Annotated in this window: 13 protein-coding genes; 12 read left to right on the top strand and 1 reads right to left on the bottom strand. The window is 70.6% G+C overall.

Going from position 1 to position 13,713, the window contains the following annotated elements:
* Positions 1-9 precede the first annotated feature (9 nt).
* A complete protein-coding gene (locus tag ACJMKX_RS13380; protein ID WP_405226250.1) occupies positions 10-1,092 on the bottom strand; it encodes an NAD/NADP-dependent octopine/nopaline dehydrogenase family protein in 1,083 nt (360 codons plus the stop codon).
* 142 nt (positions 1,093-1,234) lie between these two features.
* Here ACJMKX_RS13380 and ACJMKX_RS13375 point away from each other — a divergent pair, with 142 nt between their 5' ends.
* The 12 genes from ACJMKX_RS13375 to ACJMKX_RS13320 all read left to right on the top strand — a co-directional run bounded on the left by ACJMKX_RS13375 (position 1,235) and on the right by ACJMKX_RS13320 (position 13,697).
* Positions 1,235-3,595, top strand: a complete 2,361-nt coding sequence (locus ACJMKX_RS13375; RefSeq protein WP_405226247.1) for a patatin-like phospholipase family protein — start codon at positions 1,235-1,237, stop codon at positions 3,593-3,595.
* 105 nt (positions 3,596-3,700) lie between these two features.
* Positions 3,701-4,222, top strand: a complete 522-nt coding sequence (locus tag ACJMKX_RS13370) for a Na+/H+ antiporter subunit E (RefSeq protein WP_405226245.1) — start codon at positions 3,701-3,703, stop codon at positions 4,220-4,222.
* Positions 4,219-4,491 (top strand): monovalent cation/H+ antiporter complex subunit F, encoded by a 273-nt coding sequence (locus ACJMKX_RS13365; RefSeq protein ID WP_405226242.1) that lies wholly within the window; start codon positions 4,219-4,221, stop codon positions 4,489-4,491. The genes ACJMKX_RS13370 and ACJMKX_RS13365 overlap by 4 nt, the downstream gene beginning before the upstream one ends.
* A complete protein-coding gene (gene mnhG / locus ACJMKX_RS13360; RefSeq protein WP_405226239.1) occupies positions 4,478-4,804 on the top strand; it encodes a monovalent cation/H(+) antiporter subunit G in 327 nt (108 codons plus the stop codon). Before ACJMKX_RS13365 ends, mnhG begins: the two co-directional genes overlap by 14 nt.
* Positions 4,801-5,130 carry a Na(+)/H(+) antiporter subunit B gene (locus ACJMKX_RS13355; RefSeq protein ID WP_405226236.1) on the top strand — a complete coding sequence of 110 codons (330 nt, stop codon included), beginning with the start codon at positions 4,801-4,803 and terminating at the stop codon, positions 5,128-5,130. The genes mnhG and ACJMKX_RS13355 overlap by 4 nt, the downstream gene beginning before the upstream one ends.
* On the top strand, positions 5,120-5,797 hold the full coding sequence (gene mbhE / locus ACJMKX_RS13350) for a hydrogen gas-evolving membrane-bound hydrogenase subunit E (protein WP_405226233.1): 678 nt from the start codon (positions 5,120-5,122) through the stop codon (positions 5,795-5,797). The genes ACJMKX_RS13355 and mbhE overlap by 11 nt, the downstream gene beginning before the upstream one ends.
* Positions 5,790-6,119 carry a sodium:proton antiporter gene (locus ACJMKX_RS13345; RefSeq protein ID WP_405226230.1) on the top strand — a complete coding sequence of 110 codons (330 nt, stop codon included), beginning with the start codon at positions 5,790-5,792 and terminating at the stop codon, positions 6,117-6,119. The genes mbhE and ACJMKX_RS13345 overlap by 8 nt, the downstream gene beginning before the upstream one ends.
* Before the next feature lie 6 nt (positions 6,120-6,125).
* Entirely contained in the window at positions 6,126-7,565 is a 1,440-nt protein-coding gene (locus tag ACJMKX_RS13340; protein ID WP_405226227.1) for a complex I subunit 5 family protein, read from the top strand.
* A complete protein-coding gene (locus tag ACJMKX_RS13335; RefSeq protein ID WP_405226224.1) occupies positions 7,562-9,055 on the top strand; it encodes a complex I subunit 5 family protein in 1,494 nt (497 codons plus the stop codon). Before ACJMKX_RS13340 ends, ACJMKX_RS13335 begins: the two co-directional genes overlap by 4 nt.
* Positions 9,052-10,671 (top strand): proton-conducting transporter transmembrane domain-containing protein, encoded by a 1,620-nt coding sequence (locus ACJMKX_RS13330; protein WP_405226221.1) that lies wholly within the window; start codon positions 9,052-9,054, stop codon positions 10,669-10,671. Before ACJMKX_RS13335 ends, ACJMKX_RS13330 begins: the two co-directional genes overlap by 4 nt.
* Positions 10,668-12,404 carry a complex I subunit 5 family protein gene (locus ACJMKX_RS13325; protein ID WP_405226219.1) on the top strand — a complete coding sequence of 579 codons (1,737 nt, stop codon included), beginning with the start codon at positions 10,668-10,670 and terminating at the stop codon, positions 12,402-12,404. The genes ACJMKX_RS13330 and ACJMKX_RS13325 overlap by 4 nt, the downstream gene beginning before the upstream one ends.
* Before the next feature lie 78 nt (positions 12,405-12,482).
* Entirely contained in the window at positions 12,483-13,697 is a 1,215-nt protein-coding gene (locus ACJMKX_RS13320) for an iron-containing alcohol dehydrogenase (protein WP_405226216.1), read from the top strand.
* The last annotated feature ends 16 nt before the right edge of the window (positions 13,698-13,713 follow it).

The raw sequence follows: 13,713 nt of genomic DNA, 5'->3' as shown, positions 1-13,713 counted from the left end.
GACGCCCGCCTAGCCCAGCTTCTTCTCCAGATCGTCGGGGCCGAGCGCGCCTATGCCGAGCGTCTCCGGCGTGCGCCGGCCCTCGGCCGTATAGTCGTGGGCCATCAGTACGGAGGCGAGCCGGATGACGGCGTCCATCATCGGTGTCGCAACGCCTGCCTGGTCGCCCAGGCGAGCCATGAACACCAGCCCGTAGCCCACGTCCTCGTTCAGGTAGCGGTGGTTCAGTGCGGGCTGCGCGCCGATGCCGCGGAAGCCCGGCGCCTCGCGGTAGCCCGAGCCGTAGTTGGCCTCCCGCATGTAGCCCTGGCGTACGCCCATCTCCGGATCCGGTCTGATGTCCAGCCCCAGCGCGCGGCCGATGGCGATGCGCTCGCCGTCCAGCGCCTCGATCAGCCGGCCGACCGAGTCGGTGACGCCTTCCTCGTAAAACAGGAAATCGCCGCCGGTGCCCTCGATGCGCGCCGCATTGGCCAGCGTCACGGCCGGATGGATGACCGGGTTGGCGTTCTGCAGGCTCGTCTGCAGCACGTTGCGGGCGGGTTCCATGCCCGGATAGACGTCGGCGATGCTCTCCAGCACGGAGGCCGTCTCGGAACCCGGCAGCGCCGCCAGCAGATTGCCCGCGCGCAGTTTCAGGAATACCCGGATGCTGCCGGGTTTCACGACGCGCACCGCATACGGCAGCGTCGACGTCTCGGCGAGACGCACGGCATCACGCCCGCGGCCGAGGCGCGCCGCCCGGCGGAAGGCGAGCGCACCGCCGCAGGAACTCGGTGAGACGATCACCGTCTGGCCGGCCGTGAGCCTGCCGCGCACCGCCTCGCCGAAGGGCTCGGTGGAATAGGCCGGGCCGACGACGTAGACGAGATCGGCGCCGTCCAGCGCCTCGCCGATGTCGTGACCCGAATAAGCCACTGGCGCGGTTCCGGCGATATCGCCGTCCGCCGTGATGGTGCCCGCGCCCGCGATGGGGTCGATGTTCTCCGCAAAGCGGGGGAAGTCGAACAGTCGCACCTCGTGACCGTGGGAGGCGCAATCGAAGGCGACGGCCGTGCCGCCGGCGCCCGAGCCGAGTACCGCAATTCTCATCCTGGACTCCCGATCCGTATCGGCGCCCATTCTGCCGGCTCCGGCCGGCGGCCGGTATCCGCATATCACGCGGTCCGCTCTGACCGCCCCGGGCCGATGCTACGATACCGGATTGCCCTGCGTGGCCCCTGTCCCGGTAGCGATGAGGAAGCCGAATCACAGCCTGTTGCGCGTATTGCGCGCCCTGCCGGCAACGGTCGCGGCGGCGGTCGTGGCAACGGTGACCATTGTCGCGCCAATCGTCACGGCAGTCGTCACGGCAATGGCGATGTTCAGCGTCGCGGCGCTGCCGTCGGTCGCGTCCGCGGCGGAGCCGTCGGCCGCGGCCGACGACGCGCTGCCGGCCGGGCGCCCCCGCATCGGGCTGGTACTCGGCGGCGGCGGCGCGAAGGGCGCGGCCCACATCGGCGTGCTGCGGATGCTCGACGAACTGCGCATCCCGGTGGACTGCATTGTCGGCACCAGCATGGGCGCGCTGGTGGGGGCGCCGCTCGCCGCCGGCATGCCGCCGGAGCGCATCGAGAGCATCGTGCGGGGCACCGACTGGTCGCAGACCGTGGGCGGCAAGGGGCTGCGCCGGCGCACGCCCATCCAGGAGAAGCTCGCGACGCGCAGCTACACCAATCTGGTGGAACTGGGCGTCAGCCGCCGCGGCCTGACGACACCCGGCGGCCTGCTGCGCACACAGAACATCGAAGACATGATCCGGGCCCTGGTCTCCTCCGGCAGGCTCACCACGGACTTCGACGACCTCGCCATCCCCTTCCGTGCCATCGCCACCGACATGGTGGCGGGCGAGATGGTGGTGCTCGGCAGCGGCGACCTGTCGCTGGCGTTGCGCGCCAGCATGGCGGTGCCGGGGGTCTTCGCGCCCGTCGCCCGGGACGGCCAGGTGCTGGCCGACGGCGGCATGATGCGCAACCTGCCGGTAGACATCGCCCGCGACGTCTGCGCAGACGTGGTGATCGCCGCCTGGCTGTCGACGCCCCGGCCGGAACCGGACGAGCTCGGCTCGGCGATCTCCCTGCTGGGACGCGCCGTGGACGTGGCGGTGGTGGCCAACCAGAACCGGCAGATCGCGACCCTCACGCAGCAGGACGTCGGCATCGAGGTGCCGATCGGAGACATCACGGCCGCCGATTTCCACCGGGTGCCGGAAGCCATCGATCTGGGTCGGGCCGCCGCCGCGGACATGCGGGAGTCGTTGCGGCGCTACGCCGTTACGGAGGCGCAGTACGCGCGCTGGCGGGCATCGATCAGCCACGGCGGCAGCCGGACGCTGCAACTGGCAGAGGTCCGGATCGATGGACTGGAGCGCGTGAACGAGCGCTACGTCCACGCGCAGCTGCGGCATGTCACTCCCGGCGCGAAGGTGACGATGGACCAGATCGTCGAGGACACCGACAGGATATTCGCGCTCGATGACTTCGAGCGGGTGAGCTACGAAGTCAACGGGCCGCCCGGCGCCCGGATACTCACAATCAGCCCGGTGGAGAAATCCTGGGGCCCGGATTACCTGCGGCTCGATCTGGGTCTGACCGCCAACGAGCTGGACGAACTGCAGGGTCTGGTGCGGGCCGACTATACCCGCACCTGGCTGAACCGGCGGGGCGGCGAGTGGCACAGCGCGCTGCAGGTGGGCCAGCAGAGTCTGCTGCAGACGGACTTCCATCAGCCGCTGGACATCCGGCAGCGTTTCTTCCTCCAGGCCATCGCCCGCATCGAGAGCGACCTGCAGGACGTGTTCCTGGGCGAGGACCGCATCGCCACCTACCAGCTGACGGAGACATGGGGCCAGCTCGACTTCGGCGTGAACCTCGGTACCCGCGCGCAGCTGCGCGCCGGGCTGCACCGCGGCCAGCTGGACGTGGACATCGACACGGGCCTCTCGTTCCTGCCGGAAATCGACGATCTCGGCGATTCGGCGATCGTGCTCGGCGGCATCTACGACACCCGGGACGCAGTGGCACTGCCCACCCGGGGCACCTACGTCAACCTGCGCTACCTGCATTCCGGCGACTGGCTCGGCGGCGAACAGGACTACGAACTGGTGGAGGGCGTCTACAGCCGGGCCTTCGACTGGCGCGGCGACTCGCTCAGCCTGACGCTCGGCGGTGGCGCCGGCCTGTCCGGCGAGCTGCCGCCGAACCGCCAGTTCCGGCTCGGCGGCATCCGCACCTTCCCGGGCCTGCGGCCGGGGGAGCTGCGGGGCAACGGCTACTGGTTCGCCGGCGCGAGCTACTACTGGCGAGTCGCCGAGATCTCGCCCGTTTTCGGTCAGGCGCTGTACGCCGGTCTGCGGCTGCACGCCGGGCGTCCGGAGGGCCGCGTGGACGGCGTCGACGAGGAGACGCTGTACGGCCTGGCCGGCTCCCTGGCCGGACGCACGCCCGTCGGTCCCGTGCTGTTGTCGCTCGGCTTGACGGACGACGGCCGCTGGCAGCTGCAGTTCAGCCTGGGCCGTCCCGTCTCCGAAGGCTCCCTGCTCGACGAGACTCACTGAGCTGGTCTTTTAGCCCGCTAACAGGCCCTAGAAACTTGCGGTAAACCGCGCTGTCCGGGGCACCGGGCGGACGATAGACTTTTCGGGGGATACGAGGGAATACCGATGCCCGAGCGTCCGAGTCCCGCAGTGCGCATCGCCGGCGGCAACCGCTGGCTGCGCGGGGCTCGGCGCGCGGCTTTCTTCTGCCTGCTGTGGGTCCTGCTCGGCGGCGGCAGCGCCGCCAGCTGGACGGTGGGCGCGCCGGCGGTTGCCGCAGCCACGCTGCTGAGCCTGCGGCTCTGGCAGGGCCCGCTGCTGTCCCTGAGCGGGCTGCTCCGGTTCCTGCCCTGGTTCGCCCACCAGTCCCTCGCCGGGGCAGTGGACGTGGCGGTGCGCGCCCTGCATCCGGCCATGCCGCTCTACCCCGGCACGGTCCGGCACGAACTGCGGCTGCCGGAGGGGGCGTCGCGCATCGCGCTCGCCAACGTGATCAGCATGCTGCCCGGCACCCTCAGTGCCGATCTCGACGGCAACGGGCTGGTGGTTCACGCGCTGGACGCCCGCAAGGACCTGCACCGCATGGTGGCCGACCTGGAGCCGCGCATCGCCGCGGTGTTCGGCGTGCCGCTGGAGCCCTCGGCGTGAACGTGCCGCTCGCCATCGCCGCCTTCCTGCTGCTGAACCTGGCAGCCGGTCTGTGGCGGGTGATGCGGGGGCCCACCGCGGCGGACCGCATGCTCGCCGCTCAGCTGTTCGGCACCACGGCGGTGGCGACCCTGCTGCTGCTCGCCGAGGGCACGCAGCAACCGGCGCTGCACGACGTGGCGCTGGTCTTCGCCCTGCTGGCGGCCGTGGCAGCCGTCGCTTTCGTCCAACGCGTCTGGAGCCGGAGGGCCGAGGATGTCCCCGACTGACCTGGCCATTGAATGGGTCATCGAGTTCGTCAGCATCCTGCTGCTCGCGGCGGGCGCGGTCTTCTTTTTCGCCGGCACCGTGGGCATGCTGCGGTTCCCCGATTTCTACAGCCGGCTCCACGCCCTGACCAAAGCGGACAACGTCGGCCTGGGTCTGACCGTGCTCGGGCTGGCGCTGCGCGCCGACTCGCTGGCCACCGTCGGCAAGCTGCTGGTGATCTGGGCGCTCGTGCTGCTCGCCGGCGCCACCGCCTCCCACCTGATCGCGCGCTCCGGCCTGCGCCGGGGCATCCGCCCCTGGACGGCGCCATGAACGCGGCGCTGGTGCTGGACTTCGTGCTCGTCCTGGTGCTGCTCTGGGTGGGCTGGGCCGCTCTGTGGAGCCGGGACCTGTTCCGCGGCATCGTGCTGTTCATCGCCTTCGGCATGGTGCTGGCCCTCGTCTGGATCCGCCTCGGGGCGCCGGACGTGGGGCTCGCCGAGGCGGCGATAGGTGCGGGCCTGACCGGCGCCCTGCTGCTCGCCACCTGGGGCGCCCTGCCGCACGGGTCCGGCACGCCCGACGGTGAGGACGAGCCTGAAGAAGAGCCGGAACAGGACGCCGGAGAGACAGCGACGGGAGGATCCGATGCGCCGTGACCGGTGGCAACGCCGTCTGCTGCGCGCGGTGCTCGGGCTCGCGCTGCTCGCGGTGGCGGCCGGCGTGAGCCTCGCGCTCATGACCCCACCGGTCGCTCCCGGTCTCGGCGACGCCATCCGCGGGGCGCTGCCCGGAGCCGCGGCAGCGAATCCGGTGACCGCCGTGCTGCTCGACTTCCGCGGCTACGACACACTGCTCGAGATGGCCGTACTGACGGCAGCGCTGGCCGGCGTCTGGTCACTCGGGCGGGCGCATCGCACGCGGCCTACCAACCCGAGTCCGGTGCTGATCGGCCTGACCCGGGTCATCGCGCCGCTGTTCCCCATGATCTGTGGCTACCTGTTGTGGGTGGGCGCGGACGGGCCGGGCGGCGCCTTCCAGGCGGGCGCGGTGCTGGCAACGGCTGCCGTGCTCTACGTGCTTTCGGAGCGGCGCCCCGGCCCGCGCCTGCCGGAACAGCCCATGCGGGCGGGCGCCGTCGCCGGACTGGGGGTGTTCCTCGCCGTCGCGCTCGGCGTGATGGCGGGAGGCGGCCGTTTCCTCGAGTATCCGGCGCCGCTCGGCGGCGCACTGCTGCTGCTCATCGAGACGGCGGCGGCCGTGGCCATCGCGCTGATACTGGCAGGACTGTTCATCGGCGGACGTCCGGGGGGCAGCGATGGATAGCGGCCTGCTGTTCGCGGTCGGCGGGCTGGGGGTATTCCTGATCGGCAGCTGGGCCGTGGTGCTGCGCGCCCACCTCATCCGCAAGATCCTGGCACTGAACCTGATGAGCAGCGGTGCATTCCTGCTGCTCGTGGGCGCCGGCGCCATCGGACACGCCGGCGTCGACCCGGTCCCCCAGGCGATGGTGATCACGGGGATCGTGGTCAGTATCTCGGCCACGGCTCTGGGTCTCGCTATCGTGTTGCGGATCGCCAAGACGACCGGCCGCGCCCTGCTGCCGGAAGACCGGGAGCGGGCGCCCACCGACGGGCCGCTGCGGTAGACCGGCATGCAGACCTTCATCGTCGACACACCGTGGACGATCTGGGTGGTGGCCGTGCCGCTGATCGGCGCACTGCTCGCCTTCCTGTGGCCGCAGCGGGCGGTGGCGACGGGATTTGTGTTCGGCCTCGCCACCGCCGCCGCCTCGCTGGCGCTGCTGTGGCAGGTGGCGGGGGCCGGCCCCCGCACCTATGCCATGGGCGGCTGGGGCGCGCCGATCGGCGTGGATCTCCACACCGACGGACTGTCGGCGATCATGCTGACCATGGCGGCCGTCGTGGGCACGGCGGTGAGCGTCTACGCCCGGCCCTATCTGGCGGCCACGCCGGACAAGGCACGCGGTTTCTGGCCGCTGTGGCTGTTCCTGTGGGCGGCGCTTAACGCGCTGTTCCAGACCAACGATATCTTCAATCTCTACGTCACCCTGGAGCTGCTGGGGCTATCGGCCGTGGCGTTGGTGGCCCTGGCCGGCAGCGGCCCGGCGCTGCTCGGCGCCATGCGCTACCTGCTGGTGAGCCTGTGCGGCTCGATGGCCTTCCTGGTCGGTATCGCGCTCCTGTACCGCGCCTACGGCACGCTCGATCTCACGCTGCTGGCGGCCCGTGCCGACGGCGGCCTCCAGCTCGGCATCCCGCTCGGCGCGATGGTGGCCGGCATGCTGCTGAAGACGGGCCTGTTCCCGTTCCACGTCTGGCTGCCGCCGGCTCACGGCAGCGCCAGGGCACCGGTCAGTGCGCTGCTCTCGGCCCTGGTGGTCAAGGCGTCGTTCTACGTGCTGCTCCGCCTCTGGTTCACTTTCCAGCCCGCCGACGAGGGCCTGGCGCTGCTGCTGGGCGGGCTCGGCGCCGTCGCCGTGTTCTGGGGTTCGTTCCAGGCGCTGAGGCAGCGCCGGCTGAAGCTGCTGGTGGCCTACTCCACGGCGGCGCAGCTCGGCTACCTGTTCCTCGCCTTCCCGCTGGCGGCCTCGGACCCGGCGCTCGCCTGGGGCGGCTCGATCTATCTGGCCATCTCCCACGCCTGCGCGAAGGGCGCGATGTTTCTCGCCGCCGGCAGCATCATGACGGAGCAGGGCCACGACGACATCGACGGACTGGACAGGGTAGTGGACCGCATGCCGCTGACCACTGCCGCCTTTGCGCTGGCCGGCATCAGCCTCGCCGGCCTGCCTCCCACGGGCGGCTTCGTGGGCAAGTGGATGTTGCTGCAGGCGGCGCTGGAACAGGGCCTGTGGCACTGGGCGCTGGTCATCGTCGGCGGCGGCCTGCTGACTGCGGCCTACGTCTTCCGCGTGCTCGGTTACGCCTTCACGGAATCCTCCCATGCCCGTGAGGAACACGCCGTCCCGCGCACCATGGAATGGACCGCGCTGGCGCTTGCCCTCGCCGCCGTCTCGCTGGGTTTCATCGCCCCCTGGGCGCTGTCGCTGCTGGAGGGGGTGCTGCCGTGACGGTGAACGCCTGGCTGCCCCTCGCCATCCTGGCCAGCTCGCTGATCCCGGGCCTCATCATCTTCACGCTGCCGGAGCGGGCAGTGGCGCTGCGCACCACGCTGAACCTGGGCGGCGCGGTAGTGAAAATCCTGCTGCTGGTCCTGATGATGGTGGGCGTCTTCCACGGCGTCGTGTTCGAGGTGCGCATCCCGCTGGTACCCGGGCTCGACTTCGTCCTGCATGCCGACGCCCTGTCGCTGCTGTTCGTGAACCTCTCCGCGGTGCTCTGGCTGGCGACCACGATCTATGCCATCGGCTACCTGGAGGGTTCGCCGCACCGCAGCCGCTTCTTCGGCTATTTCAGCCTCTGCGTCACCGCCACCGTGGGCCTCGCCATGGCGGGCAACCTGCTCACCTTCCTGGTGTTCTACGAGGCGCTCACGCTCACGACCTATCCGCTGGTGGTCCACCGCGAGACGGAGGTGGCACGCCGGGCCGGTCGCATCTACCTCGCCTACACGCTGCTCGGCGGCGTGCTGCTGCTGACCGGTACGGTGTGGCTCTATGCCCTGACCGGGACACTCGAGTTCGTGGACCGCGGCTTCGTCTCCGGCCTCGGCATCGACCCGGCCGTGCTGCGCGTCGTGTTCGCCGTGCTCATCCTCGGCGTCGGCGTGAAGGCCGCGCTGGTGCCGCTGCATGCCTGGCTGCCCCGGGCGATGGTGGCGCCTGCGCCGGTGAGCGCACTGCTGCACGCGGTCGCCGTGGTCAAGGCCGGCGCCTTCGGCATCGTGCGCATCGTCTACGACGTCTTCGGTGTCGAGTACGCCGCCGAGCTCGGCGTCACCCTGCCGCTGGCGGTATTGGCCGCGTTTACCATCCTCTACGGCTCGGTGCGCGCGCTGTTCCAGGACAACCTGAAGCGCCGGCTGGCCTTCTCCACGGTGAGCCAGGTTTCCTACATCACCCTCGGCGTCGCCATCGCCGGCCCCATCGCCACCATCGGCGGCCTGGTGCATCTCGTGCACCAGGGCTTCATGAAGATCACCCTGTTCTTCTGCGCCGGCAACTACGCGGAATCGGCCGGACTGCACCAGGTGAGCGAGCTGGCCGGCATCGGCCGGCGCATGCCGTGGACCACGGCCGCGTTCACGCTGGCCGCGTTCGGGATGATCGGCATGCCGCCCATGGCCGGGTTCGTCAGCAAGTGGTACCTCGGGCTGGGCGGCCTCGAGGTGGGGCAGGACTGGGTGCTGCTCGTGCTCGCCGGCAGCAGCATCCTGAACGCGGCGTATTTCCTGCCCATCGTGCGCACGGCCTGGTTCGACGAGCCGCGGGACGAGCGTATTCGCTCCGCGGGGCCGGGCAGCCTGGAGTCGCCGCTGATGCTGCTGCTGCCGCCGCTGGCCACCGTGGCCGCGGCGCTGGTCTGGGGCCTGTTCGCCACCATGCCGGGCACGCCCCTGGACTGGGTACAGTTCATCGCTTCGAGGAAGTACGGCGAATGAACATCCTCGTCGCATTGCCGCTGCTGCCCCTGCTCGGCGCCCTGTGGTTCGCCGTGACCCGCCGCGGCGACCGGCGGGCCGAGTCCTGGGTGGTCGCGCTGGCTGCCTTCTTCACCATCGCCGTCGCGCTGCTGGCGACTTCCCAGGATATCGAGGCCACGCATCTACTCGTGCGCGGCCGCACGGCATTCGCGCTGGACAACGCCGCCCGGGCCGCCCTGCTGCTGTTCGGCGCGCTGTGGCTCGCAGCCGCGCTGCTCGCACGCGGCCGGTCCGACGGCCCCGCGCCGATCATGCTGTTGCTCGGGCTATCTGCCGCGGTAACGCTGGCGGTCGCCCGCGGCGGACCGCTGGTGTTCGCCGCCATGCTGGCGACGGGCTTCGGGCTCTACGGCATCGTCGCCAGCGAGGAAGACCGCCAGTGGCGCGGGCGGCTGCTGGTGACGCTGCTGGTCGCGAGCGATCTGTTGATATTCGAGGCGCTGCTGCATGGCACGGCGCACCCCGGCGGGGACCTTGCCCAGGGTGTGACGCAGGGGATGACCCATGGGATGACCGACGGGATGACCGACGGGATGACCAGCGGCCTTGCACTGCTCGTCGCACTCGCCCTGCTGTTGCGCAGCGGCATGCCCCCGGCGCACACCTGGCTGCCGGCGGCGCTCTCCGGTGCCAGCGCGCCCGCCGCGATCCTGCTGGCAGGCATCCCCGCGGGCGCCGCCTTCATCGGGGGGCGGCAATTGCTGCACCCGGCCGGCACCGCCATCGGCACCGAAATCAATGTGGCAATCGTCGGGCTCGCACTGGCCGGCGCGCTCTGGTCGGCGTTCGCCGCCGTCCGGACCTCCGGGTCACACAGTACGCTCGGTTACGCGGCAGCCATGACGGCGGCGCTGCTGCTCGTCGCTACGCCGGCGATCGCCGATACCACTGTCTCGGCATGGGCCGTCGTATCGCTGGCGGCCTGCTGCGCCGCGGTACCGGTGATCGGCCTGCAGCACGACGGCTGGGCGCGGAGTGCATCGATAACACTCGTGCTCGCCAGCCAAGGCCTTGCCGCCGCCCACGCGGCGGTGCTGGCGACGGCAGGCCAGCCGTCCGTCATCGGCTTCCTGACCGCACTCGTTGCCGGCTCGTCCACGATGCTGCTCGCCATGGCACTGCGGCGAACCGGCGAGCGCGATCCGGGCCCGGATTCCGCCGAAGCCGCTGCGGTGGCGCTGGCCCTCGGTGGTCTGGCCGCGGCCGGACTCTGGTTCCTGTGGCGCGCGGGCGAGGTGGGATTCGACTCGTTCTGGCCGGCTCCGGCCGGCATCACGCTCGGCCTGCTGCTGGTCCGCGGGCAGGGCCGGACCGCCGGGGCGGACAGGCGGCAACGGACGAGAGAACGAATCGTTGCGGCGGGCCGCGGCGCCGCGCCGGCGCTCCGGGAGTTCTGCCTCGGCCGCCTGCCCCGTGAGCGCGACCGGCTGCAGACGGCCGTGATCGCGCTGTGGCGGGGCGAAGCCTGGGCGGAACGGATCGCCCGACTGGAGCTCATGCTGCGTCAATGGCCTGCGACGGGGCTTCTGATGCTGCTCGTCGCCATCGCCGCGGCGGCCCTGCTGGCCTCATGACCGGAGCGGTCCTGATCACCGTGCTCGCCATCCTCACGGGCGTCTGCTGGCCGCTCGTCAACAGCCTGGCGCTGGCACCGGCGGTCACCCGGCCGCTGGCCCGGCGGCTGGCTCCCTGGGCACCTTTGCCGCTGCTTGTGGCCACGCTGCTCGGCGAAAGCAGTGTCACAGAATACCGATGGCTGCTGTTCGGCGGCATGCTCGGCATCGACGCAGTCGGCACGGTACTGCTGCCCGCGATGACCGGCCTCTGGCTCGCGGCGGGACTGGCTGCATCGTCCATGCTGGCGGACGATTCCCGGCGGGATTCCTTCTTCGCCTTCTTCCTGGTGACCATGGCAGGCAACTTCCTGTTGCTGCTGGCGCTGGACGCCATCGCCTTCTATCTCGGCTTCACGGTCATGACCTTCGGCGCCTACGGGCTGATCGTTCACGACGGCAGCGACCGGGCCCGCCACGCGGGTCGTTACTACATCGCGCTCGCGGTGCTCGGCGAAGTCTGCGTCATCGTCGGGCTCATGCGCACGGCCGGCCTGGGCGATACCGGTTTCGCCACGCTGCGCGAGACGCTCGCGGCCGGCGAGGAGGCAACGGCCCTCGGCCTGCTGATCGCCGGTTTCGGTGTGAAGGCCGGACTGGTCGGCGTGCACTACTGGCTGCCACTGGCGCACCCTGTCGCGCCGGCCCCGGCGAGCGCCGTCCTCTCCGGCGCGATGATAAAGGCGGGCCTGCTCGCCTGGATCAGGCTGCTGCCGCTCGGCGAGGCGACGCTGCCCGTCTGGGGTTCCGCCCTGGCTGCGGCCGGCCTGCTCACCGCCGCCTGGGGCGTCTTCGCGGGCCTGCCCCAGCGCGAAGCGAAGACGGTCCTCGCCTACTCCAGCATGAGCCAGATGGGGCTCATGATGGTGCCGGTGGGCCTCGGCCTGGGTGCGCCCGCGCAGTGGCCCCTGCTGCGGACCGCGCTGCTGGTCTTCATGGTCCACCACTGCCTCGCCAAGGGGACGCTGTTCCTCGGGATCGCCGTGATGAAGGCGGCGAGCGGGCGCGTTGCGGTCCTCGGCCGGATCGTCCTCACCACGGCCGCCCTCTCCCTCAGCGCCGCCCCGCTCACCGCCGGACTGCTCGCCAAGACCGGCATCAAACTGGGCGCAGCGGGCATCATCGGTCCGTGGCACGACCACCTTTCCTGGCTACTGGCGCTGAGTTCCGTCCTCACCGCGCTCCTCATGCTGCGCTTCCTCAGGCTCGCCTGGCCGGCTGGTGCCGGAGGCAGACCGGCCGCCGGGGTACTGGCGCCCTGGCTGCTGCTGTTCGCCGCCGCCCTGAGCCTGCCCTGGCTGGTCGGTGACGCGGATCTGCGCCTCGCCGCCCTGGCCCGGCATGCCCAGTGGAGCGCGGTGCAGCCCCTGCTGGTCACGGCGCTGCTGGCCGCCGCGGCACACTACCTGCAGCGGACCGGCCGGCTCGCCGCGCTGCCAGCCCTGCCGCCGGGCGACCTGGGCATCGCGCTCGAACGTCTGCTGCTCGCAGGCGGTCAGCGCCTGCGCAGCGCATTGCTGCGCCTCGGCGCAACGGCCGCCCTGGCGAGAGAACGCGTGCCCCGAGCGGCCCGACGGACCAACACGGGCTGGGAGTCGCTCACGGCTGCGGCCGAGGACCGGCTCATGGCCTGGTCCGTCACGGGCACCCTCCTCGCGGGGCTAGGCGTGGCGGCGGCCTGGCTGCTGATATGAGCTGCGGATTCCACGGGGACACGGCGGACGCCGGCAGTGCGATAATCTGACACAGGACGCAACAGGAGGGACGCCGCCGTGCCGTTACTACCGCGCAAAGCCAGACACGCTCTGATCCTCAGGCTGATGAAGACCGTCGCGACCTTCCTGCCGGGCGCGAGCTACATGGCGTTCACCGGCAGCGGCAGCGCCGGTCAACTCTGCCGCTACATCGGCCAGATGGGTATCCGCCGGGTTCTCGTGGTGACTGACAAGCCGCTGCGGGAACTCGGACTGGTGGATCAGGCCACAACCGCGCTCACCGATGCCGGCGTCGAGCATGCCGTGTTCGACGGTGTGGAACCCGATCCCACCTTCGGACAGGTGGCGGCCGGCGTCGCCGCCTGGCGCAAGCACAATGCGGAGGCAGTCCTGGCCGTCGGCGGCGGTTCATCCATGGATGCCGCAAAAATCATCGCGGCGGCTGCGTCCAGCGACCAGGATCCGCATGAATGGGTGGGCTTCGCAAAGATCAAGCACGAGGTGCCGCCGATCTACGCCATCCCCACCACCTCGGGCACGGGGTCCGAGGCCACGATCGGTTCGGTGCTCTCCGACGACCAGACCCACGAGAAAGGCGTGATCAGTGCCCGGCAACTGCTGCCGGCCGCTGTGGCACTGGACCCGGATCTGCTCATGGGCCTGCCCGGCCCGATCACCGCCGCCACGGGGCTGGATGCGCTCACCCACGCCGTCGAAGCCTATATCTGCACCTGGGACCGCGGCACGGCCCGTCGGAATGCTGCGGCCGCGGTGAGGCTGATCTTCCGTCATCTGGAGACGGCGTACCGGGACGGCAGCAACCGGGAGGCGCGAGAGAGCATGTCGTTGGCCGCCTACTATGCCGGCATCGCCATCAACCAGGTGAACGTGGGCAATGTCCATGCCATCGCCCATCAGCTCGGCGGCAAATACGGCATCCCGCATGGGCTGGCCAATTCTCTGGTGCTGCCCCACGTGCTCGAATTCACGTTCGAGGAGACGCGGCCGCAGCTAGCCGAGCTGGCGGAGCTGGCGGGCGTCGCAGACGCCGGCGCCGGTGAGGAAGCGAATGCGCGCGCCTTCATCGCCGCCGTTCGGGACCTGAAGAAGGCGGTCGCCCTGCCCGAGAAATCGGAGAAGATCCGGTCCGAGGACTACGACTATCTCTGCGAACTGGCGTTGAAGGAATGCGAGGGCTATCCGGTGCCGCGGATGCTGGATCGGGAGTCTACGCTCCGGATCCTCAGCGCTATCAGCGCACCCGCGAAATGATCGAACGCCACTTCTT

Source organism: Lentisalinibacter sediminis, from assembly GCF_040706615.1.
Lineage (GTDB): Bacteria > Pseudomonadota > Gammaproteobacteria > Steroidobacterales > Woeseiaceae > Lentisalinibacter > Lentisalinibacter sediminis.
Note: the sequence above shows the minus strand (reverse complement) of the source record. Positions and strands in the feature narration are given on the sequence as shown.